Origin of the sequence: Kutzneria sp. 744, assembly GCF_000568255.1 — a bacterium.
In the GTDB taxonomy this organism is placed as follows: Bacteria; Actinomycetota; Actinomycetes; order Mycobacteriales; family Pseudonocardiaceae; genus Kutzneria.
Genome location: NZ_KK037166.1, coordinates 1635055 through 1657276 on the forward strand (window position 1 = coordinate 1635055; position 22222 = coordinate 1657276).

Below are 22222 nucleotides of genomic sequence, written 5' to 3' on the forward strand. Positions count from 1 at the left end.
CATGACATCGGACACGCCCTCGCTGCGGGTGCAGGGGCTGCGCGTCGCCTACGACGACCGGATCGTCATCGACGGCCTCGACCTGAACATCCCGCCCGGCCAGATCACCGCCGTCGTCGGGCCGAACGCGTGTGGCAAGTCGACCTTGTTGCGTACGGTGGCCCGTTTGTTGACGCCTCAGTCCGGCGGCGTTTTCCTTGACGGCCAGTCGATCCATCAGCTGCCGACCCGTCAGGTGGCCCAGCGGCTGGGAATTCTGCCCCAGTCCCCCATCGCCCCCGAGGGCATGACCGTGTCGGATCTCGTCAGCCGTGGCCGGGCCCCGCATCAGACGTGGTGGCGGCAGTGGTCCACTTCGGACGAAGGTGCCGTACGGAATGCCTTGGCGGCCACGGAGATGACCGACCTGGCCGACCGCCGCGTCGATGAGCTTTCCGGCGGGCAGCGACAGCGGGCGTGGATCGCCATGGCCGTCGCCCAGGGCACGCCCGTGTTGCTCCTGGACGAGCCGACCACCTACCTGGATCTTGCCCATCAGATCGACGTTCTGGACCTCGTCGTCGACCTGAACCGCGACGAGGGCCGGACCGTTGTCATGGTGCTGCACGATCTTCCTCAGGCCTGCCGCTACGCCGATCACCTGATCGCAATGAAGGCCGGCCGGATCGTCGCGTCCGGCCGGCCTTCCGAGGTCATCACCGAGGAGCTGGTGGACACCGTGTTCGGCGTGCGCTGCCGGGTCAGTCCCGACCCGGTCAGCGGCACGCCGATGGTGATCCCGATCAGCCGGCACCACCAGGGTGTCAGCTGACGCTGACCGCGTACCTGGGCATCAGGCTGGCACGTCGGTCCACAATGGACGTCAGGATCTCGCCGACGCGCACCGCCGTGTTCGACAGCAGCGAGGACGTGATGCCGTGCGTGTGCTCCGTGCCGCCCTGGAGATAGATCCCGCCCCTGATCACGGATTCCGTCGTGATCCGGTAGTCCCTCTCGACCTTGAGGCGACCTTCTTCGTCCCGGGCACACTGTTTGCTGAGGTCGCCCAACAGCGGCGTCGGATCGGCCGGCAGATACCCCGTGGCGTAGATGACCGCGTCGGCGTCGAGGACTGTGCGGTCGCCCGTGGTCAGCGATTCCACCGCCGCCGTGACCGTGCTGCCCGTGTCCACCACCTGCACCGGCCGGGACACGTTGAACAGGCGCAGTCGTTGCGTGCCGAGGACTTTCTCGCGGTAGACGCGGCGGTAGAGCTCGTCGATCAGGTCGACGTCGACCGCCGAGTAGTTCGTGGAGCCGTGGTAGCGCATCAGACGGTCCTTGACCGGTTCGCCCGCGCGGTAGAACTGGTCGACCGCTTCGGGGTCGAAGATCCGGTTCGCGAAGGAGCTGTCGTCGGCCGGGCTGTAGCCGTAACGGGCGAACACCGCGCAGATCTCGGCGCGAGGGAACTCGTCGTGCAGCAGCGCCGCGACCTCCGCCGCGCTCTGGCCGGCGCCGATGATCACGAACCTCCTGGGGTCCTTCATGGTGGGGATGCGGCGCAGCAGTTCGTTGTTGTGCCAGACCCTGGGGCCGGTGGTGATGCCTTCCGGCAGCTGCGGCCGCAGACCGGTGCCCATCACCAGGTTGCGGGCCCTCAGCATCGTGCCGTCCGACGTCCGCACGTCGAGGAAAGCGATTTCCTCGCCGTCATGGACCGGTTGCACGTCGACCACTTCGACGCCGTAGGAGACCACGTCGTCGACCTTGGCCGCCGCCCATTCGAAGTAGTCGTGGAACTCCACGCGGAGCGGGAAGAGGTTTTTGTGGTTGATGAAATCGACCAGGCGGCCGGCCGAGTGCAGGTAGTTGACGAACGTGAACTCGCTGGTCGGGTTGCGCATCGTGACCAGGTCCTTGAGGAACGACACCTGCATCGTGGCGGTGTCGATGAGCATGCCCCGATGCCAGCCGAAGCGCGGTTGGCGTTCCAGGAAGTGCGCCGTGACCGGCTCCGCCGCGTTCGCGTTGTGCTCCGCGAGGGCGATCGCCAGCGCCAGGTTCGAGGGCCCGAACCCCACCCCTACGAGGTCGTAGATCGGAACCTGCTCGCCGGCCTCAGCACTCATGTCGCTCCCTCTGTCCGCCCCGGTTCAGGGAACCCTAACCTAACTTAGGTGAGCCTATCCTAGTACGATCGTGGTGATGTTCGTCCCGCTCCTCGTCAAGAGTTAAGGCCTGGACGCAAGAGTTAAGGACGCTCCCCCGCCCTGTCGGCGGCGGACAATCGGCTCCGGACGACCGCCGCTCTTGGGAGTACCGTGCCGACGATTCCCGCCCCGAGATCCGCCTGCGACCCGCTTCGCGGCGCCGCCGACACCTTCATCGTCTCGCTGCACACCGTCGTGCACGCCCCTCGTCAGACCGCCCGCACACGTGCCGTGCTCCGCGCCTGCCGTGACCACGTCTCCCGTTTCCTCCCCGGTCTCCCGTCCGACGCCCGGGTCATCAACACGCGGAACTGCCGGGACGGCGGCGGTGGCGTGTTGTTGCTGGACCACCCGCTCGGCGTCGGGGACACCTGCATCGTCGAGTACGAAGTCAACCTGGCGCCGGCCGATCACTGGGAGCAGGTGTTGACCGCGCCGGCTTGGGATCTGGTGATTCAGGTGCGGTTCCATGCCGCGGCCGTGCCGGTGCGGTGCTGGGGGTATCGGGGGGATAGGGGTGGGCGGGTGGTTGAGGAGGCCGTGGGGTTGACCGGCGGGAGGTCGGCGCACACGGTGACGCTGGATGCCCGGCCGGGGGTGCATGGCATTCGGTGGGAGTGGCGTTGAGTCTTTGAGGTGCCGCGCGAGATGAGAGACGGCGTGGCGTGCACGGACCGGGAACGTCAGGGGTGGGCGTGCGCGCCGGCTGACGTGAGCACGGGTTCGGGTGGCAAGGCCGCGACGGCGCGGAGATCCGTCAAGTACCGGGCGGGCTCCCGGACCCGACCGGCGGTGACGGCGGTGATGGACGCGCTGGCGTCACTGGCATAACGATGTGGAGACCCGGACGACAACCGCCCGGGTCCTGTCCCCCAGTGATCAGTAGCCGGGGAAGACGCGCCGCAGGTCGTCCAGGGTCAGTGAACCGGTGACCTTCACGGACTCCGGGGTGTGCTCGGCTGCGTGCCGACCGGAGAACAGCCGCACCAGGTACTCGGTCGGCGCGACGATCTTGGCCTCGGCGGCGGCCGGCAGGTCGGTCAGCTCGACCACGTCGTCGATGACCAGACCCAGGTCGCGGTCGGGCATGGTGGCCCGCACGGCGACCGTCACGGCGCCGTCGACCTGGTCGGCCTTGCCGGCGAAGCGCAGCAGCGGGCCGATGGTGTCGACCAACAGCACGGCGGCGTCACGGGCGACGGTGGCGGTGGGATCGAAGGCGACGTTGACGTCCCACGCGTGCAGGGCGAACTCGGTGAGCCGCATGCCGGCGACCCCGGCCACGTCCAGCGGCTGGGGCATGAAGCCGAGGTCGATCCGCAGCTCGACCAGCGCCCGGTCGTCCAACGCCTCGAAGGCGCCGACCAGCTCCTCGTTCACGGCGGGGAAGGCGGCGACCTGCTCGTCCGGAGTCATGCCGTCCCAGCGGGCCCACACCTCCTTGTTGAAGTCCATGCCGGGGTTGGCGTCGCCGGCGAGGGCGGCGTCGAGGGACGCCTTGGAGATCACGGCGCCGCTGCCGAGGTGGCTGACCGTCTGGGCCACGGTCCAGTCCGCGGAGCCCGAGGTGCGCACGATGTCGTCCGGCCCCAGCGCGGCCAGCCGGCTGACGAGCTCGTCGTGGCCGCGACGCAGCGCGGCGATGATCTGGGCGGCTTGGCTGCTCATGTCGACAAGATAGTCGCTGCAGAATACCACCACCGCCCCACGGCGGGTCAAGGCGCCTGCATCGCTTGAATCGCGCTCACCCTAGCCTCAACTGTACGTGTGTCTGGTTTAAATAGAGCCGCTCTGGCCCTATGCGAACTTCATAACCGGGATCGTAAACCTCACGGGGACCCCAGGCTATCCTTTGTTGAACCAGTGAGGGTATAGCCCGCGTACGGACAACCCCTCTATGGGGCGATACCCTACCGTCTTGAATCTAATTGCGATAAGACTCCTGGCCTAACAACCACCTCACTAATCGAGCCTAAGTCCTCCACGCACTCGCCCCGCGCCAACAGGGCCCGCACCAGGGGATCGTCGGCACGGCCGATGCTGGGCGGAGGCAGCCGGGCCTCGATCAGGCAGCGGGCGGTGAGCGTCGCGGCCTCGGTCACCGCCACGAAGCCGTCCGCACGAGGCGTGATCTCCAGGCCCGGCCCGAGGAAGCGGACGAACCCGGCGCGGGCCAGGGCCAGCATTTTCTTCTGTCCGCCGCCCCGGCGGTCCGCTGGTCAGGAAGCTGGTCATGGGCAGGAACCGCTGCTCGATGTCGATCACCCGGGACGCCCCGGCGATGCGCCGCTCGGCCAGCAGCTCGTGCACCACGCCGAGAGCAGAGCCGATGCCGTTGACGGCCCCGATGAGCGGGCTGCGGTCCCGGTTGTTACGGACATCCAGCACCTCGGCCAGGAACCGCTCGGCGAAGGTGTGGAAATCCCCGCCGTGCCAACGCAAAGGCTCGAACAGGGCGTCGATGTCGAAGCGGTCGCCCGGTACTGCCTCCTCGATCAGGGCGTCCAGCTCAGCGGAACCCCAGTCGAACTTCTCGAACCCCGTGACGAAGTCCGCCCACTGGCCTCGGACCCGCTCCGGGTGGGCCAGGAAGAGCTCGTGGTAGTAGCCCCACGCCCCTTCCTTGACGACCAACGGCCAGAGATCGGAACCGAAGTCCAAAGCAGCACCCGGCACGGTCTCCCGGTCCAGGAACTTGGGCAGCGGCGCGGGTTCCGCCAGCCGGTACCCGGGCTTGGCGTGATACGGCAGGCCGCTGCGGGAACCGGCGTACAGCACCGGTTCCCGCCCGCTCGGCTCGTACACCAGCTCCCCGCCGGGAACGCGGTGGAACTGGCCGCCGCGGCCTTCGGTGAGCAACACCATGTAGTCCACAAAGGTCAGCCCCAGGCCACGGGCGATCACCGGCGCACCGGCGGGGATCGCCGACACATCGGAGGCATAGCCGCTTGGCACGTAGGTCAGGCCGAAACGTCGAGCATGGTCGAGGTACTCAAGCTCCGCAGAGGAAGGCAGCGGGTCGATGTGCCCCTGGGCCAGAATCACGGCATCCACGTCAAACGCCACACCGGACGACAAAACAACCCGTCCGTCCACAATGTCCACAACGCGGTCGGTGTGCACGACCAGACGTGACACACGAGACGCCGCCTGCTCGAACACCCACGAGAAGTACGCACCCGCCTGCGGCCGCGTGGCGAAGGCCGTCGCCGGCAGCCCGGACCACTCCCCCAGCGACGGCACGCCCGGCCCGAACATCGCCACCCCGGCGACGGTCGAGTTCATCCACAGCAGCGACGGCTGCCGTTCCCGCCAGATCCGTCCCGGACCCGGCGGAAAGGGGTCCACCACATGCACTTCGAGATCGAGAGAACCGGCAAGCGCGCCGAGCCGCTCCAGCACCGAGGTGCCGCGCGGCCCGGCGCCCACGATGCACACCCGCGCGCTCATGCGCTCGTGGTCAGCTGCCGCCGGTCGGCGCCGATGTAGTCGGCGACGGCCTTGGAGATCAGCAGCGGCTCGGCGACCCGCCTTCCCTGGTAGGCAACGTAATTGGCGACCATGCCACGGCCGCCGAACGGGGCGTTGCCGTCGTCGGCCTCCAGCAGCGTGGTGTTCAGGCACACCTCGTGCCGCTTGCGCAGCAGCTTCACCGTCTCCGGCAGGTCCCCGTACACCATCGCGCCCATCGCCCGCTCCTCCAGGAACGGCAGCGTCAGGATGTCGTGCAGGGCGCGCTGGTCGCCGTACACGACGACGTTGAAGATGGGCGCGAACAGCTCGTCGCAGGTCACCTTGTGCCCCTTGGGCCGCCGCAGCACGGTCGGCTCCAGGCTCATCCGGGACAGGTCGACGCGGCCGCCGTGCACGATGTGCCGGGCGTTGCGGTGCAGGTACTCCAGGGCGAAGCCGAACGCCTGCTCGTAGAACATCGGCGAGTAGTCGGCCTTGGGGTCGGACCGCTCCCCCAGCACCAGCTCGTCGATGCGCTTGCCGAGCGTGGCGAAGAAGCGCTCCTCCAGCGACTCGTGCACGCACACCAGGTCCGGGCCGAAGCAGTCCTGGCCGGAGTTGAGCAGCCGGATCTCCAGCAGGTCGGTGACGGCCAGGTCGACGTCCGCGCCGGGGCCGACGACGAACGGGTTGATGCCCTGGCCGTAGTACACGAACAGCTGATCGGGGCGCAGCTGGGCGCGGATCTTCTCGGCGTTGGAGTACGCCCCGGTGAACACCACCACCTCGGAGGCGGCGGTCTCGCCGGTGACGAACTCCTTCTGGGTGCTGGTGGACAGCGTGATCGGCAGCCCGTGCACGGGGGCGAGCAGCTCGTGCAGGGCGATCAGCTGCCGGCGGATGTGCGCGGACGGCCGGAACACGACCTCCTCGCTGTACAGGGCCGGCACCAGCAGGTACAGCACGTAGCCGAACAGCGGGACGTTGGACGGCATGAACACGGCGGTGCGGTTGACCAGCGGCGGCGACCACAGCGCGACCTCGGCGGCGGCGCCCTTGAGGGTGGCCAGCGCGGTGTTCAGCTCGCCGGCGGCGGTGCGGTAGTTGGACATCTCGGTGAGCACGCCGAGCACCTCGTCGCGGTGCTCCCGCAGGTACTGCTCGACCTTGCGCAGCGCGTCGACCCGCTCGGCCAGCGGGATCCGGCTCAGGTCGGTGCGCATGCCGTTGATGGCCACCGGGAACACCTCCTCCGGGTCGTCCTTGACCTGGCCCGCGGCCAGCTCGCGCAACGCCCGCTGATCGACCTTTCCGTTGTGGTTGAGGGGAAAGTTGTGCACGACGAGCACCTGGTTGGGCTGCTCGTGCACGGCCAGGCGCTCGCCGAACACGCGCCGCCAGTACTTCGGGTCGCGCCCGGACTCGTCGGCGACGACGAACACCAGCTTGCTGCCGCGGCGCTCATGCTCCAGCGCCACCACACGGACCGGCGCGCCGAAAGGCTTCGGCCTTACGTGCCAGGGCTTCCGGGTACAGGGTGTGCCCGTGCCGGTGCACCGCGCCCTTGCGGCCGAGCACGGCGACGTTGCCGTCCTCGTCGAGGTAGCCGATGTCGTTGGTGTGGTACAGGGTTCGCGTGCTCTCCAGGAACCGGCCGTCCTTGTCGATGGTGCCGACGAGCAGATCCTCGCTGCGCACCACCAGCTCGCCCACGACACCGGCCGGCACCGGGATGCCCTTGTCGTCGAGGACGTCGACCTCGAAGCCGTCCAGCGGCTTGCCGCACAGGTTCTCGTCGCCGGGCGCGGCCAGCGCGATGTTGCCGGCCTCGCTGCTGCCGTAGCCGTCCAGCAGCGGCTTGCCGGTGAACTCGCGGAACTTGGCGATCAGGGTGCTGCCCAGCGGCGCGCCGCCGACGCACCACATGCGCACGTGGGCCAGCTGGTCGGGGGTGACCTGGCGGTGGTCCATGACCCGCAGCAGCGAGTCGTAGGTCGACGGGGTGGTGTCGACGACGGTGACGCGCATGCTGGTGATGGCCTCGACGGCCCGGTCGAGCCGGGCCCGCGGCACGATCACCAGGCAGCACCGGCTCTGCCACCACAGCAGGATCAGCGACAGGCCGTACTGGTGCGAGAACGGCAGCATCGGCAGCATGACGTCGTCGTCACGGTAGCCCATGCGGCGCGCGGTGGCGTCGATATTGCTGCGCACCGACCGTCCACTGCGGACGATGATGGCCGGCGCGCCGGTGGTGCCGGAGGTGAGCAGCACCAGGGCGTCCCGGCGGTTCCACCACGCCGAGAAGTCCAGGGCCAGCGGCTCGTCGGTGACGTTGGCGTCGGCCGCCGGCGCCACGTCGGCCATCCTCACGACCCGCACCCCCGGCGGCGCGTCGGTGGCGACGGCGTCGCTGCCGAGCATCCACTGCACGGAGCGCAACGCGGGCGCGCGGTCCTCGGCCGACTGGTGCTCGTCCAGCAGCATGATGGACACGTCGAGATGGATCAGGGTGAGCAGCGCAAGCACGTAATCGGTGGAATTCGCGCCGACGAGGGCGACGCGGTCGCCCGACCGTAAGCCGGCCGCGACCAGTTTCCTCGCCAGGGCGGCGCACCGGCGGGCCACCGTCTGCGTGGACCAGACCGAACCCTCGCTGACCAGACGCACGTCGACGCTGCTCACCTGGTGCTCCTCTGCTCGTCGCATGCGAACATCGCACGGTTTCGGTGTTTCCTTGTTTCCTCAACTCGGGAAACACGGCTACGGACCTTTGTGTTCGACACGATCGACGCTCCCCTTCCAGGCCCGCGCGCCGTGAAGACGGCGCGCGACAACGGATTTGGTGAGCGGATCCCGGCGACTGCCGGGCGAATTCGAGGTGCTGGCCTGCGACGTGACCACCGTCATGAACGCTACCGGGCCCGGCCACGCGGTTCAAGAATGAAGCTCGGTTCGGCGTGGGAACGCATCCACCCCTGCCCCCGCGCACCCGTACGGACGTGGGAAGACGTTGCGCCGCACCGCCTACGCGCGAATCAAACGTCGTACGACGGTTGGAACACCGTGAAACACCGATGGAGTAGTCATTTGAGCGTGGCTCAAAGCCTCATCAGAATCGAACGGGATTTGCGGACCACGTTCGTAAGTGGTGTGCGAGCGTCGTTCGGGAAAGCGTGACCGATCCGTCCGGGCAAGGCCGTTGACAGTCGAACGTCCTACCGGTAGTCGTGTAACCAGAGCGGAACGACTGGGGTGCAGTAACTGGGGTAGTGCTGGGGTGAGCGCGCAGAGGCGCGCCGTGAGCGCACGTTGGTGCGCCCCCCGGTGTGCGGCAGATGCGACTGCCGTCTTTCACGCCGTTCGCCACTGGGCGGGCCGAGGGTTCTCCTCGTGTGCCCGCGAATCAGGCATGCGGCCGTTTCACACCACACACACTCACGCTGTGGCGCGCCCTGGCGCGCCCACAGCCCGTTTCCCATGGGCCGGAGCGGTCCGGAGGGAGCACACACACCATGAAAGGCGCGATCTGTGCGCTGCGCTGGCCGGAGTCCGACGACTACGACCGGATCGCGGCGTGGCTGCGGCCGATGTCGCACGCCGCGGCCCTGACCGGCGACACCCACGAGGCGATCGACGCGGCCGCGCTGCGGCAGGCCGCCGAGAGCGGGCAGGTGCGGTACTTCGTTGTCGTGTCAAGGGACGGCGAGCCGGTGGGCGTGGTCAACTACCGGGCCGCGGGCGGCGGCGGGGCCCACTCGTACGCGATGGGCGGCGCGGTCGGCATCTCCGAGAGGTGGCAGGCCGGCTACGGCGCCGAGGCGCTGAGCCTGCTCACCGATTTTGTGTTCCACCAGCTCAACGCCCACCGGGTGGAGTTCTCGACGGCCAGCTACAACCGGCATTCACTGCAGGTGCTGACCAGGGACGGCTTCACGTTGGAGGGTGTGCTGCGCGACTACTACTTCGTCGACGGCGAGTACCACCACCGCACGATCTGGTCGATCCTGCGGCACGAGTACTACGCCAACCGGGCCGAGTACGGGCGCCGGCTGCCGATGCCCGAGCTCGTCCCGGCCGAGGACAAGGCCAGGGCCCGGGAGTCGCTGGCCAAGTACCTCGCCAACGACGGGCCCTCGTCCTGGGGAGAGATGCGATGAAACCGGCAATAGAGCTGTATTCGCTGGCCGACCGGGTGTTCTTCGAGGATCCGATGCGCTGGCACGCCGAGCAGACCTTCGAGCTGGCCACCGGTGACGTGCCGGCCGGCTGGCGGCGCAGCGGCGCGGGGCCGTGGGTCATGCTGCGGCCGGACGGCCTGGTCCTTCCCAAGCAGGGCTGGAAGATTCACGTGTCGGCCGTGCCGTCGAACGCGCTGGAGGTGCTCAAGGCCGTCGCGGGCTACCTGGTCGAACACGGCGTGGCCTTCAAGTTCCTACGCGGCCGGGCGTTGCTGCACGCGTACAGCATGAAGTACGCGCCACGGGCGGCGAGCGGCAAGCTCGTCACCATCTACCCCGTCGACGAGGCCGAACTGGAGCGGGTGCTGGTCGGCTTGGACGAGCTCGTCGGCGGCGCGGACGGCCCGTACGTGCTGAGCGACCTGCGTTTCCACGACGGGCCCCTGTACGTGCGCTACGGCGGCTTCGACAAGCGCTACTGCGTGACCGAGGACGGCGAGCGTGAGCTGGCGATCGAACGGCCGGACGGCACGCTGGTGCCGGACGAGCGTCGCCCGGTGTTCACCGTGCCGGAGTGGGTCCAGCTGCCGGCTTTCCTTCAGCCGCATCACGACAAGGTGAAGTCCGGTGGGCAGCTCGATTACGACGTGACCGAGGCGCTGCACTTCTCCAACGGCGGCGGCGTGTACGTGGCCAAGCGGCGCACCGACGGGCACGAGGTCGTCATCAAGGAGGCACGGCCGCACGCCGGACTGTCCGGTGATGAGCAGGATGCGGTCACGAGGCTGGCTCAGGAGGAGTGGGCGCTACGCCAATTGGCGGGTGTGCAAGGGATTCCGGCGCTGCACGAGGTCGTCCAGGTGTGGGAGCACCGGTTCCTGGTGATGGACCGGGTGCCCGGGCAGGCCCTGCAGCACTGGATGGCCAACCAGTTCCCGTTGGTGGGCGTGTCTTCCACGCCCGAGCAGCGCCGGGCCTACGCCGAGCGGGCGATCAAGCTGCACGACCGGATCACCGAGCTGGTGGCGCGGGTGCACGAGCGCGGCGTGGTGTTCGCGGACCTGCACCCGGCCAACATCATGGTCGACGACAACGACGAGCCCGGCCTCGTCGACTTCGAAAGCGCGTTCCCGGCGAGCGAACAGCGCCGCCAGCTGGCCGGCCACGCGGGTTTCGTGTCACGTGAGGTGTCGGGCGTCGACGTGGACCGCCAGGCGTTGACCGTGTTGCGGCTGTGGATGTTCATGCCGCTGACCAGCGTGCTGGCGTTGGCGCCGGCCAAGCTCGGTGAGCTGATGAGCGAAGCGGAACAGCTGTTCGAGCTGCCGCCGGAGTTCACCAAGCCGGTGCACGAGCTGTCGGATCGCCGCGCCGTGAACCAGGTTCCGGCCCCGGTGTCCGCCCCGTCCGCGCGCTGGGGCGAAGCCGGGTGGTCCGCGGCCGTCGAATCGCTGGCGGCGGCGATCGCCGCCAGCGCCACGCCCGACCGTGAGGATCGCCTCTTTCCCGGTGACATCGAGGGTTTCATCTCCACCGACGGCGCCAGCTTCGCGCACGGCGCCGCCGGCGTGCTGTGGGCGCTGTCGTCAGCGGGGCTGCCGACCGAACGCAAACACCGGGAATGGTTGCTGCACAAGGCATCCGTGCCGGTGGAGCGGCCAGGCTTCTTCGACGGCGTACACGGCGTGGCCCACGTGCTCGACCATCTCGGCTATCGGGCGGAAGCGGCGGGTCTGGTGGTCCGGGCGGCCGACCTGGTGGCCGAGACGACCGACCTGACGCTGTTCAGCGGGTTGGCCGGCATCGGGCTGAATCTGCTGCACCTGCACGACAAACGGCCCGGCGCCGGGCATCTCGCCCGAGCGCTGGAGCTGGGTCTCCGGGTCGGCGACGCGTTGGAGAGCGGTCAACCCTGCGGCATCGACCGGCCGCCCGGTCGGCTGGGGCGGGTCCGCGACTCCGGCACCAACGGGGGCCTGCTGCGGGGCTGGTCCGGGCCAGCGCTGTTCCTGTTGCGGCTGTACGAGGCGACCCAGGATCGCGTCTGGCTCGATCAGGCGGTCCGGGCCGTGCACCGCGACCTGGACCTGTGCGTGGCCGACGAACAGGACGGCACGCTCCAGGTGGACGGCGGCTTCCGCCGGCTCCCGTACCTGGAGATCGGCTCCGCCGGTATCGCGCTGGTGGGCGACATGGTGTCCCGACACACCGCCGACGAGCGCGTCCTGGCCGCTCTGGGTCCGCTTTCGCGCGCCTGCGAGAGCATGTTCGTAATGGACGCGCAGCTTTTCAACGGCCGCGCTGGATTGCTCGCGATTCTCTCTGGACTTTCCCGCTCGGGGCATGCTAGTCTCATTTCAGAGCGAATCGGACAGGACCTAGAATCCAGCGCTGAGGATCACCTCGCGAAGCTCCGGTGGCATCTGCTCGAATATCATGGACATGCCTCTTTTCCCGGTGACGGATCGTCCCGCTTGTCCATGGACTTCTCGACCGGCAACGCCGGAATCATCGCAGCCATAAACTCGACGATTCGACCTGGCGTGCCGTTCATGCCCTTCGCACAGTGATTTCTTCCGATATCAACGCGAGGGCTCTTCTACGACCCGGCTCAGCCCCGGGGAATGTCATACGCGAACGGAGGTGATCACCCATGATCCTGGACCTTCAGACCCTGGAGACGTCCGCCGCCGAGACCCGCCTGCCGGGCTCGACCGTCAGCGGTGGCTGCTGAGAAATCAGCGCCTGTAGCCCACTTTCCGAACTAGTCTTCGAAGCGAGGTGACCACCAATGATCCTGGACCTTCAGACCCTGGAGACGTCCGCCGCCGAGACCCGCCTGCCGGGCTCGACCGTGAGCGGTGGCTGCTGAAAAGCGCCCGAAGTCATTCTTTTCGCACTAGCGCACGAAGCGAGGTGACACTCATGATCCTGGACCTTCAGACCCTGGAGACCTCCGCCGCCGAGACCCGCCTGCCGGGCTCGACCGTCAGCGGTGGCTGCTGAACCAGATTCACCCTTGTTGTCAGACGGAATTCTTCAGCACAAAGGAGCACACCATGATCCTGGACCTGCAGAACATGGAGACCGCGGCCGTCGAGTCCCGCCTCCCGGGCAGCACGGTGAGTGCCACCTGCTTCAACGCCTGATGCGTTAAGCGATAGTCGGTCGGTGCGGGCGGCGTGCAACGCCCGCACCGGCCATTTATTGTCTCCGGCGAGACCGAAAGGCGGGTGAGAACACGATGGCGGCACCTGTGAAAGCGCTCGACGCGACGCCGGCCCGGGTCGGATATCCGATCATGCTGCTCGCGTTCGGCACCAGCATGGTCGGCGTCGGAATCGGCTCCTACGGCCTTCCTCTTTTCGTTCTCACCACCACCGGAAGCGCGACGCTGACCGGCTGGATCGCCGCCGCCGCGCTCGTCGGCTCCCTGCTCACCGGTGGCCTGATGGGGCCGCTGATCGACCGGGTCGGCATGCGCCGGGCCTGGATCTTCTCGCTCGCCGGCGGCTCGACCACCGCGGCGCTGACGGTCGCCCTGTTCGCGGCCGGGCTGCTGCCGCCGTGGCTGCTGGTCTCGCTCTCGTTCGTGCGCAGCTGCGTGGAGTCACCCGGCCGGGTCGCCATCTTCGGCATGATCCCGGCCGTCGCCGAAGCCTCGGGCCGCAACCTGGCCCGCGCCAACGGCACCGTGCGCGCCATGAACGGGGTGTCCAACCTGGCCAGCCCGATCGCCGCCGGCATTATCGCCGCGGTGCTGGGCAGCGTCTTCACCATCCTGGCCGACGCTGTCTGCGCGCTGCTCGCCCTGACCGTGGCGCTGGTGTTCCTGCGCCGGCCGACGATGACCACCATCGACGAGGTCAACGCCACCCGACCCCGCCGTCGCTCGTACCAGCGCGAGTTCCGGGAGGCCATCCGGTACTTCTGGTCCGACCGCCTGTTACGCACGCTGATCTGCTTCACCGTCTTCTTCGCCGCACTGGACGCGGCCATCGCCAACATCGGCCTCACCCTGTACGCGCAGCAGGTGTTGGGCTCCGTGACCTGGTACGGGGTGCTGGTCAGCTGCTTCGGCCTCGGGTCGCTGGCCGGCACCGTCGGCTACAGCGTCTTCGGGCACAGAGCCCCGCCGCGCGGCCTGTACCTGAGCGCCTATCTGGGGTTCGCCCTGGTGGTGCTGCTGCTGTCGGTGAACGACCACACGGCCGTCGCGCTCGGCTTGATGGTGGTGGCCGGCGTGCTCACCAGCCCGATCGACCTGCTCTACCTGGCCGCGCTGCAGGAACGCGTGCCGGAGCGGATGTTCGGCCGGGTCACCAGCGTCGCGACGACCGTCATCTCCGGTCCCGGACCGGTCGCCGTGGCGCTGGTGACCTGGCTGATCACCGGCGTCGGCGCGCACGCCGCCTTCGCCCTCATCGGCGGCTGCTACCTGGTGGTGGCGGTGTCGCTGCTGTTCGTCCGGTCCCTGCACCAGCTCCGTCCGCCCAAGCCCGTCACCACAACCGCGGAGGTGTCGTCATGAGCAGCCCGGAACTGGACTTCGACCTGACGCTGGCCGGCCGGAACGCCACGTGGGCGTTCACCCCGGCCGGTGTGCAGGTCAACTACTCGGCCAGCAAGGGAGTGCCGAGACTGCTGCGCCGGATCGGGCAGCGGCTGGTGCCGTTCGAGGCGATCACCTCGGCCACCGTGCACGACGACGACGGGCTGCCGTCGCTGGCCCTGTCCCTGCGGCCGGGCTCCGACCCGTACACCGAGGTCGCGGCCGGGCAGCTGCCCGAGGACTACGCGCTCTACCGGCTGGAGCTGGACCAGCACCAGGCCGAACACGCCTTGCGGTACAAGGACACGATCAACGACCGGTGCGCGCTGACCGACGAGCCGGCGCCGCGCTTCCTGCTCGACACGGACACGGCTCCGTTGCGGCTGCGCGGTTTCGACGGTGTCGCCACGTTCGACGGCGACTCGGTGCGGTTGTCCTGGGGCATGAAGGCCAGCCTGGCCAAGCAGGCCGGCGGCGACCAGGTGTACCGGATCGGCGAGCTGGCCGCCGTGGAGTGGTCGCTGCCCGGGTTCGTGCGGGGCCACCTGCGGCTGCGGCCGGTCGGTGTGCTGCGGCCGCAGATGGACGTGATCGACGACCCGCACACCCTGCTGTTCGGGCTCGGCTACGGCGCCGTCGCGGAGTCCCTGCCCTTCGCGGCGGCGCTGACGGCCGCCATCGGCAACGGCAGCGGCCCGATCGGGGACCTGACCTCGGCCGGCGTCCGCGCCGAGCAGGTCGCGGCGGCCATCCGCACGCTGGGCGGGCTGATGGCCGACGGCCTGCTCAGCCGCGAGGAGTTCGAAGCCAAGAAGAAGCACCTGCTGGACCAGATCTGAGGGGCACGCTGATGATCACCTATCCCGGCTGCTGGCACGCCACCGTCGACTACCTGGAAACCGCCGGCGTGGAGACGGTGTTCGGCCTGCCCAGCGACGACCTGGGCTACCTGGCCGCCGTCGACGGCTCCAAGCTGACTTCGGTGTTGTGCCGGGACCAGCGCAACGCCGTGTTCATGGCCACCGGCCACGCCATGGCGTCCGGCCGACCCGGCGTTGTCGTGGTGGGCAAGGGACCGGCCGTCACGAACACGCTGACCGGCTTGCTGGAGGCCAGGTTCTCCGCCGTCCCGGTGGTCGTCCTCGCTACCGGGACGTCGTCGGAGCACCGGGGCTCCGGGGCCTTTCAGGAGCTCGACCAGCTGGCGGTGCTGGCCCCGCTGACCAAGTGGGCGACCCGGGTGGATCACCCGTCACGGGTGGTGGCCGCCCTGGAGCGGGCATTCGACGTTGCGGCGAGCGGGGTTCCGGGGCCGGTGTACGTCGAGTTCCCGGACGACCTGCGGGAGACGGAGATCGTGCGCACCCGGCCCTGGGCCGCGCCGATCGAGCGCACGGTTTCGGTTGCCGGCGCCGACAGTGCTGCCGTGCAGGCGATTCAGCTGGCGCGTAGGCCGTTGATCCTGGTCGGCGGCGGCATGCGGCACCGGAACTCGGGGCGACTGCTGGAGAAGCTGGCCGAGAAGACCGGCGCGGCGGTGCTGGCGACGGCGTCCGGGCGTGGCTCGTTCGACGAGGAGCATCCGCAGTTCCTTGGCCTGGCCGGATTGTACGCGCGGCCGGCGGTGTCGGAGCTGGTGCGCGACGCCGATCTGGTGATCACCCTGGGCAGCCGGCTGGAGGAGACCGCTCGCTACGGCTGGCGGCACGACCAGCAGACCGTGCAGGTCAACATCGACGCCGCCGAGTTCAGCACGGAGTTCGCCGGGCCGCGAGTGCTGGGCGACGGCGGCGATGTCGTGCGGTCGTGGCTGGGGTTGGTCGGCGAGCCCGACCCCCAGTGGCTCAAGCGGGTCACCGGCGCTCGACGGTCGCTTGTGGACGATGCCGCGACTGAGCTGGCCCGACTGCGGGCCACGCCCCGGCTCCAGATCGCCGAGGTGCTGGCCGCCTTGCAGGACGCGCTGCGGCCGGACGCGATCCTCGTGCAGGAGAACGGTTTGCAGGACATGTGGTCCTACATCTTCCCGTACTTCCGGTGCGGCGGCTCGATCGTGCCGTCCGAGCAGACCAGCCTCGGCTTCGGCGCGGCGGCGGCCGGCGGCGTGCGGCTGGCCCACCCGGACCGCCAGGTGGTCGCCTTCGTCGGCGACGGCGCGTTCACCATGGTCATGTCCGATGTGGACACCCTGGTGGAGAACGGTATCGGCGTGTTGTTCGTGGTGCTGGACAACGGCGGCTACGGCTGGCTGCAGACGCAGCTGGAGCAGCGCGGGCTGACCGAGTTCTCGTTCACCCGGGCCCGGACCGCGCCGACCCGGCATCCCCACGTGCACGCCATCACGCTCACCGAGCGGGGCCACCTGCGCGAGCAGCTGACCGACGCGCTGGCCGCGACCGAGCACGGCACGGTCGCCATCGCGCGGGTGCCGGTCGAGCTGGACGACGCGCCGCCCGGGATTTCACAGCTGGAGGGGGACTTCCCGACACTGAAAGAGGAAAGGTCGTGACGAGATGGGCACTGCAGGAGCGCCGCGCCGGATCGTGATCACCGGCTGGGGCGCGGTCACCCCGCTTGGCCTGACGGTGGAGGAGACGTGGTCGGCGATGCTGCGCGGGTGCAGCGGCATCGCCGAGCTGACCACTGTGGACACCACGGGCCTCACGGTGCGGATCGGCGGTGAGGTGCGGGGCTTCAACCCCGAGGACTACATGCCGCGGACGGTGAGCCGCCGGCTGGACTCGTTCGCCCAGTACGCGGTCGGGGCCGCGCAGCAGGCCGTCGAGCACGCCAAGTTCACCATCGGGCCGGACGAGGCCGACCGGGTCGGCGTGCTGATCGGCAGCGGCTACGGCGCGGCCAACTACAACCAGCAGGTCGCCCACGTCGTGCGGGATCGCAGTCCCCGCGCGGTGAGCCCGTTCTCGCAGGTCACCGGGGCGATCGACAGCGCCGTCGGCGAGGTCACGATGCGCATCGGGGCCCAGGGTCCGAGCCGGGCCCAGTCCACCGCCTGCGCCACCGGCACCGACTCCATCGGCGAGGCCGCCCGCTGGATCCGTTACGGCATAGCGGATGTCGTCGTCGCCGGCGGGGCCGAGAGCTGCCTCAACCGCGCCGATCTGGCCGGTAGCGCCAATGCCCGCGCGCTCTCCACCCGTAACGACGACCCGACGCGGGCCTCCCGCCCCTTCGACGCCGCCCGCGACGGCTTCGTGATGAGCTCCGGGGCCGGGGTGCTGGTGTTGGAGGAACTGGAACACGCCCTTCGCCGCGGCGTGCCCATCCTGGCCGAGGTCAGCGGTTATGGGTCCACTTCGGACGCTTACCACCTCACCGCCCCGCATCCCGAGGCGATCGGCGCCCGCAAGGCCATGCGCCTGGCGCTGGAGGACGCCGGCGTCGATTCGTCCGATGTGGACTACATCAACGCCCACGGCACCAGCACTCCCATCGGCGACGAGCGTGAGGTCTACGCCATCCGATCTGTGCTGGGGGCTCGCGCCAGTGCCGTGCCCGTGAGTTCGACGAAGTCGATGACCGGCCACATGCTCGGGGCCGGCGGTGCGGTCGAGGCCATCGTGTGCGCCCTGGCCATGCGGGACAGCGTCGTGCCGCCCACGGTGAACCTCGACGACCCTCTGGACGCCGAGATGAACTTCGTGCCCAATGTGGCACAGGAGCACGAGGTTCGGGTCGCCGTCAGCAACTCCTTCGGCTTCGGCGGGCACAACGCAGTGCTGGTTTTGTCGGCCTGGGAGCACTGATGCTGCTCACCGGCAAGCGGCTCGTGATCACCGGGGTCATCACCGAGTCGTCCATCGCGTTCCACACCGCCCGGGTCGCCCAGTCGCAGGGGGCCGAGGTCCTGCTCACCGGCTTCGGCCGGCTGTCCCTGGTCCGCCGGCTGGCCGACCGTCTGCCCAAGCCCGCGCCGGTCGTCGAGCTGGACGTGACATCCGCCTCGGACCTGGCGTCGCTGTCCGAGCGGGTCGCCGAGCACATGCCGGCCGTGGACGGGGTCGTGCACTCCATCGCCAACGCCCCCGCCTCGTGCTTCGGCGACTTCATGGCCACGCCGTGGGAGGACGTCGCCTCGGCCGTGCACGTGTCGGCCTTTTCCTTCAAGGCCTTGGCCGGTGCCGTTGCCCCGCTCTTGACGCCCGGGGCTTCGTTGGTGGGCCTCGACTACGACGCCCGTGTGGCGTGGCCCGACTACGACTGGATGGGCGTGGCCAAGGCTGCGCTGGAGTCCGTCACCCGTTACGTGGCAAGGGAACTCGGCCCGCATGGGGTCCGGGCCAACCTCGTCGCGGCCGGGCCGTTGCGCACGATGGCCGCCCGGTCCATCCCCGGCTTCGCCGACATCGGCGAGACGTGGAACGCCCGGGCTCCCCTGGGCTGGGACGCCGACAACGCCGAGCCGGTGGCCCGCACGGTCTGCGCCCTCCTGTCCGACTGGCTCCCGGCCACAACAGGCTCGATCGTCTACGCCGACGGCGGCGTGCACATCATCGGCTGACTTTGAGTTGGGAAGGGGGCTTTCCCACACTCGGAGTGCGGGAAAGCCCCCTTCACAGCTTCAGGGGTGTAGGCGGGTGCCCATTTTGGCTAGGAAGGCCAGGGCCGTGTCCTCGTCCTTGTCGGGGACGCCGATGATGATCTCGTCGACTCCCAGGGCGGAGAGGTGCTCGATACGGTCGGGGGTGGCGCGGTCCAGGGCGGCGATGTAGGGCTTGCCGGGGCGGGAGGCCTTGGACCAGCGTTCCAGGAGCAGGCGCACAGCGGCGTCGACGTCGGTCTCGCCGGGCGTGGTGATCCAGCCGTCGGCGTGGGCGGCGATCCAGTCGAAGGTGCGCTCGGTGCCGCCGGCCCCAATCAGCAGCGGCAGGTGGGACTGGACAGGCTTGGGGTAGGCCCAGCTGTCGCCGAACGACACGAACTTCCCTTGGTACGCAGCGACGTCAGAGGTCCACAAGGCCCGCATGGCCTCGATGTACTCGCGCAGCGCGGTGTAGCGGAAGCGGCCGGGGATGCCGTGGTCGGCCAGTTCGTCGGTGTTCCAGCCGAAGCCGGCGCCGAGCGTGACGCGGCCGTCGGACAGGTAGTCCAGGGTCGCGATAGCCTTGGCCAGGGTGATCGGATCGGACTCCACCGGCAGCGCAACCGCCGTGGCCAGGCGGATCCGCGACGTCACGGCGGCGGCCGCACCGAGGGAGACCCAGGGGTCCAGGGTGCGCAGGTAGCGGTCGTCGGGGAGCTCGGCGCCGCCGGTGCGGGGATGGGCGGCGTCGCGGCGTACGGGGATGTGGGTGTGCTCGGGGACGTAGAAGGAGTGGAAGCCGGCGTCCTCGGCGGCGCGGGCGCACGTCGCCGGACGGATGCCCCGGTCGCTGCTGAATAGCACGACGCCGAACCTCATAGCCACCTCACAAACTAGAACGCGTTCTAGTTGGCACGGTATCAGCGCAGGGCGATCGCCGTCACTACGAAACCGTCCCGCACCAGGTAGCGGCCCTCGAAGCCGGTCAACGGCACCCCACAGACCAGGGGTGGCTCGACCCGCAGCTCGACCGAGAACCGGTTCTCGTCCGGGTGGAAGGTCAGGCGCGCGTCGCCAAAACCGAGCCATCGCTCGGTCAGCGGGAACCACGCCTTGTACACGCTCTCCTTGGCGCTGAACAGGATGCGGCCCCAGAACAGATCGCCGGGCAGCGCGGCCAGCATCTCCCGCTCCTCGGGCAAGGTGACAACGCCGAGAACGCCGTCGGGCAGCTCGTCGTGGATCTCGGCGTCGATGCCGACGGTCAGCATCTCGTCGGCCCGGGCGACGGCGGCGGCGTAGTAGCCCCGGGTGTGGGTGATGCTGCCGACGATGCCGGCCGGCCACAGCGGCTGCCGCTTGGGGCCGCGCAGGATCGGCACCTCGGGCACACCGAGCTTGCCCAGGGCCCGCCGGGCGCAGGTGCGCGCGATGGTGAACTCCCGGACCCGCTTCTCCACGGCCCGGGCGACGTCCGGCTCCTCCTCGGGCAGCAGCCGGGCGTCGGGGTCGTCGCCGAGCACGTCGGCCGACACGACCTCGGCGGGCAGCAGGTCCTCGATCACTGCACGGACGTTACCGGTCCGGCCGGGGACGCCCCGCACCTCGACGACCATGTCGAAGCCGGGCGAGCACCGGCTACGGCGAACGGACCTAGCGCGACGGTCGAACGGTCCCGCATGATCTGCACGGCTGCCACCACCTTCACTGGAGCAGCCCTATGTCGTCACGACGCCTAACCCTGCTGGTCGTCGCCGCCCTGGCCTTGCTGGCCGCGCCGGCCACTGCGGCCACTCCCGGCGCCGTCAGCGCCGACTTCGCCCAGACCTCCGCCTGGGGCGGTGGATACCAGGGCCAGTACACCGTCACCAACCAGAGCAATCACGGCATCAGCAGCTGGAAGGTGGAGTTCGACCTGCCGGCCGGCACCACCGTGTCGTCGTCCTGGGACGCCACGGAAACCGTCAGCAACAACCACTACACGTTCACCAACAAGAGCTACAACGGCACGGTGGCGGCCGGGGCGACGGCGGCGTTCGGCTTCGTCGCCAGCGGATCGGCGCTGCCGGGCAACTGCCTGCTGAACGGGGCGACCTGCGCCGGGGTGGTGGACACGACGCCGCCGTCCGCGCCGAGCAATCTGAAGGCCGGCACCATCACCACCACGGGCGTCGCGCTGAGCTGGTCGGGGTCGACGGACAACATCAGCGTCACCGGCTACGACGTCTACAAGGGGTCGACCAAGGCGCTGACCATCGCCGGCACCTCGGCCACGGTCACCGGCCTGGCGCCGTCCACTGCGTACACGTTCACGGTCAAGGCGCACGACCTGGCCGGCAACCAGTCGGCGGCTTCCAACGCCATCACCGTTACGACGGCCGCCGGCTCGGGCAGCGGCAGCACGTGGCCGCTGAAGGTGGCGCCGTACGTGGACATGGGCTCGTGGCCGACGCCGGTGCTGACCGACACCGCCAACGCCTCCGGGCTGCAGAACTTCACCCTGGCCTTCGTCACCGGCAACGGCTGCAAGGCGAGCTGGTTCAACGCCTACGACCCGACCACCGGCTGGGACCGGGCCGACATCGACGCGCTGCGGGCCCAGGGCGGCGACGTGACGATCTCCTTCGGCGGCGAGGCCGGCACCGAACTCGCGGGCTCGTGCACCGACCAGACGGCGATTCAGCAGCAATACCAGGCCATCATCACCGCGTACGCCACGAGCCGGCTCGATTTCGACATCGAGGGCGCCGCGGTCGTCGACCACACTTCCGTCGACCGGCGCAATGCGGTGCTGGCGAAGTTGCAGGCGGCGAATCCGGGCCTCCAGGTCTCGTACACGCTGCCGGTGATGCCTTACGGGCTCACTTCGGACGGCACATACATCGTGCAGTCGGCGGTGAACCACGGCGTGGACGTCAGCCTGGTGAATGTGATGGCCATGGATTACGGCCAGCACGACGGCATCGACATGGGCCTGAAGGCGCAGCAGGCGGCGCAGGCCACGCATGACCAGCTGAAGGCCATTTACCCGGCGAAGACCGATTCCCAGCTGTGGGGCATGGTCGGTGTGACGCCGATGCTCGGCGTCAACGACGACGCCAGCACGTTCTCGCTGGCCAATGCCTCGGCGCTGGCCACCTACGCCAACGGCAAGCACCTGGGCGAGCTGGGTTTCTGGGAGGTCACCCGTGACCGCAACGCGTGCAACGGCAGCCTGACCAACTGCACCAATGTGACGCAGCAGCCGTACGACTTCAGCCGGCGATTCGAGGCTTTCACCGGCTGATGTCGAGGCGGCGGC

At 69.2% G+C, this 22222-nt stretch carries 17 protein-coding genes; 10 read left to right on the plus strand and 7 right to left on the minus strand.

Annotation, left to right across the window (positions count from 1 at the left end):
- Position 1: 1 nt before the first annotated feature.
- Complete coding sequence (locus KUTG_RS07120; protein WP_043715787.1) at positions 2-811, plus strand: ABC transporter ATP-binding protein; 810 nt, start codon at positions 2-4, stop codon at positions 809-811.
- On the opposite strand, the gene KUTG_RS07125 is transcribed toward KUTG_RS07120, so the two are convergent.
- Complete coding sequence (locus tag KUTG_RS07125) at positions 804-2111, minus strand: lysine N(6)-hydroxylase/L-ornithine N(5)-oxygenase family protein (RefSeq protein WP_043715789.1); 1308 nt, start codon at positions 2109-2111, stop codon at positions 804-806. The two genes, KUTG_RS07120 and KUTG_RS07125, sit on opposite strands and share 8 nt — an antisense overlap.
- 192 nt (positions 2112-2303) lie before the next feature.
- Here KUTG_RS07125 and KUTG_RS07130 point away from each other — a divergent pair, with 192 nt between their 5' ends.
- Positions 2304-2819 (plus strand): hypothetical protein, encoded by a 516-nt coding sequence (locus tag KUTG_RS07130; RefSeq protein WP_043715791.1) that lies wholly within the window; start codon positions 2304-2306, stop codon positions 2817-2819.
- 252 nt (positions 2820-3071) lie between these two features.
- Here KUTG_RS07130 and KUTG_RS07135 read toward each other — a convergent pair whose 3' ends face one another.
- From KUTG_RS07135 to KUTG_RS07150, 4 genes are all read right to left on the minus strand, one after another.
- Positions 3072-3860 (minus strand): maleylpyruvate isomerase family mycothiol-dependent enzyme, encoded by a 789-nt coding sequence (locus KUTG_RS07135; protein WP_043715793.1) that lies wholly within the window; start codon positions 3858-3860, stop codon positions 3072-3074.
- A gap of 294 nt (positions 3861-4154) precedes the next feature.
- Positions 4155-5642, minus strand: a complete 1488-nt coding sequence (locus KUTG_RS07140; protein WP_052394156.1) for an FAD/NAD(P)-binding protein — start codon at positions 5640-5642, stop codon at positions 4155-4157.
- Complete coding sequence (locus KUTG_RS07145; protein ID WP_198047051.1) at positions 5639-7123, minus strand: aldehyde dehydrogenase family protein; 1485 nt, start codon at positions 7121-7123, stop codon at positions 5639-5641. Before KUTG_RS07145 ends, KUTG_RS07140 begins: the two co-directional genes overlap by 4 nt.
- Positions 7107-8330 (minus strand): class I adenylate-forming enzyme family protein, encoded by a 1224-nt coding sequence (locus KUTG_RS07150; RefSeq protein WP_052394157.1) that lies wholly within the window; start codon positions 8328-8330, stop codon positions 7107-7109. Before KUTG_RS07150 ends, KUTG_RS07145 begins: the two co-directional genes overlap by 17 nt.
- Positions 8331-9160: 830 nt before the next feature.
- Between KUTG_RS07150 and KUTG_RS07155 the strand changes: the two genes are divergently transcribed.
- The 7 genes from KUTG_RS07155 to fabI all read left to right on the plus strand — a co-directional run bounded on the left by KUTG_RS07155 (position 9161) and on the right by fabI (position 18900).
- Positions 9161-9805, plus strand: coding sequence for a GNAT family N-acetyltransferase (locus KUTG_RS07155; protein ID WP_043715796.1), 645 nt, complete (start codon positions 9161-9163; stop codon positions 9803-9805).
- Positions 9802-12396, plus strand: coding sequence for a class III lanthionine synthetase LanKC (gene lanKC / locus KUTG_RS07160; protein ID WP_043715798.1), 2595 nt, complete (start codon positions 9802-9804; stop codon positions 12394-12396). Before KUTG_RS07155 ends, lanKC begins: the two co-directional genes overlap by 4 nt.
- A 674-nt stretch (positions 12397-13070) precedes the next feature.
- Complete coding sequence (locus KUTG_RS07165; protein ID WP_084579003.1) at positions 13071-14357, plus strand: MFS transporter; 1287 nt, start codon at positions 13071-13073, stop codon at positions 14355-14357.
- The gene (locus KUTG_RS07170; protein WP_043715802.1) at positions 14354-15217 is read left to right on the plus strand and encodes a DUF4429 domain-containing protein; all 864 of its coding nucleotides are present in this window, start codon (positions 14354-14356) and stop codon (positions 15215-15217) included. The genes KUTG_RS07165 and KUTG_RS07170 overlap by 4 nt, the downstream gene beginning before the upstream one ends.
- Positions 15218-15228: 11 nt before the next feature.
- Complete coding sequence (locus KUTG_RS07175; protein WP_043715804.1) at positions 15229-16887, plus strand: thiamine pyrophosphate-binding protein; 1659 nt, start codon at positions 15229-15231, stop codon at positions 16885-16887.
- 4 nt (positions 16888-16891) lie between these two features.
- Positions 16892-18145: a beta-ketoacyl-ACP synthase II gene (fabF, locus tag KUTG_RS07180; RefSeq protein WP_043715807.1), complete on the plus strand. Its 1254-nt coding sequence runs from the start codon at positions 16892-16894 to the stop codon at positions 18143-18145.
- On the plus strand, positions 18145-18900 hold the full coding sequence (fabI, locus tag KUTG_RS07185) for an enoyl-ACP reductase FabI (protein ID WP_043715809.1): 756 nt from the start codon (positions 18145-18147) through the stop codon (positions 18898-18900). Before fabF ends, fabI begins: the two co-directional genes overlap by 1 nt.
- A gap of 60 nt (positions 18901-18960) precedes the next feature.
- Here fabI and KUTG_RS07190 read toward each other — a convergent pair whose 3' ends face one another.
- Positions 18961-19800, minus strand: coding sequence for an LLM class F420-dependent oxidoreductase (locus tag KUTG_RS07190; RefSeq protein ID WP_043715812.1), 840 nt, complete (start codon positions 19798-19800; stop codon positions 18961-18963).
- Between the two features lie 41 nt (positions 19801-19841).
- Positions 19842-20486, minus strand: coding sequence for a 4'-phosphopantetheinyl transferase family protein (locus tag KUTG_RS07195; RefSeq protein WP_043728572.1), 645 nt, complete (start codon positions 20484-20486; stop codon positions 19842-19844).
- Between the two features lie 155 nt (positions 20487-20641).
- Here KUTG_RS07195 and KUTG_RS07200 point away from each other — a divergent pair, with 155 nt between their 5' ends.
- Positions 20642-22207, plus strand: coding sequence for a cellulose binding domain-containing protein (locus KUTG_RS07200; protein WP_043715814.1), 1566 nt, complete (start codon positions 20642-20644; stop codon positions 22205-22207).
- Positions 22208-22222 lie beyond the last annotated feature (15 nt).

Coding starts and splice junctions, on each gene's coding strand:
- KUTG_RS07155 (WP_043715796.1), top strand. CDS start 9,161: ATGAAAGGCGCGATCTGTGCGCTGCGCTGGCCGGAGTCCGACGACTAC.
- KUTG_RS07190 (WP_043715812.1), bottom strand. CDS start 19,800: ATGAGGTTCGGCGTCGTGCTATTCAGCAGCGACCGGGGCATCCGTCCG.
- KUTG_RS07135 (WP_043715793.1), bottom strand. CDS start 3,860: ATGAGCAGCCAAGCCGCCCAGATCATCGCCGCGCTGCGTCGCGGCCAC.
- KUTG_RS07165 (WP_084579003.1), top strand. CDS start 13,071: ATGGCGGCACCTGTGAAAGCGCTCGACGCGACGCCGGCCCGGGTCGGA.
- KUTG_RS07125 (WP_043715789.1), bottom strand. CDS start 2,111: ATGAGTGCTGAGGCCGGCGAGCAGGTTCCGATCTACGACCTCGTAGGG.
- fabF (WP_043715807.1), top strand. CDS start 16,892: ATGGGCACTGCAGGAGCGCCGCGCCGGATCGTGATCACCGGCTGGGGC.
- KUTG_RS07170 (WP_043715802.1), top strand. CDS start 14,354: ATGAGCAGCCCGGAACTGGACTTCGACCTGACGCTGGCCGGCCGGAAC.
- KUTG_RS07200 (WP_043715814.1), top strand. CDS start 20,642: ATGTCGTCACGACGCCTAACCCTGCTGGTCGTCGCCGCCCTGGCCTTG.
- KUTG_RS07140 (WP_052394156.1), bottom strand. CDS start 5,642: ATGAGCGCGCGGGTGTGCATCGTGGGCGCCGGGCCGCGCGGCACCTCG.
- KUTG_RS07120 (WP_043715787.1), top strand. CDS start 2: ATGACATCGGACACGCCCTCGCTGCGGGTGCAGGGGCTGCGCGTCGCC.
- lanKC (WP_043715798.1), top strand. CDS start 9,802: ATGAAACCGGCAATAGAGCTGTATTCGCTGGCCGACCGGGTGTTCTTC.
- KUTG_RS07175 (WP_043715804.1), top strand. CDS start 15,229: ATGATCACCTATCCCGGCTGCTGGCACGCCACCGTCGACTACCTGGAA.
- fabI (WP_043715809.1), top strand. CDS start 18,145: ATGCTGCTCACCGGCAAGCGGCTCGTGATCACCGGGGTCATCACCGAG.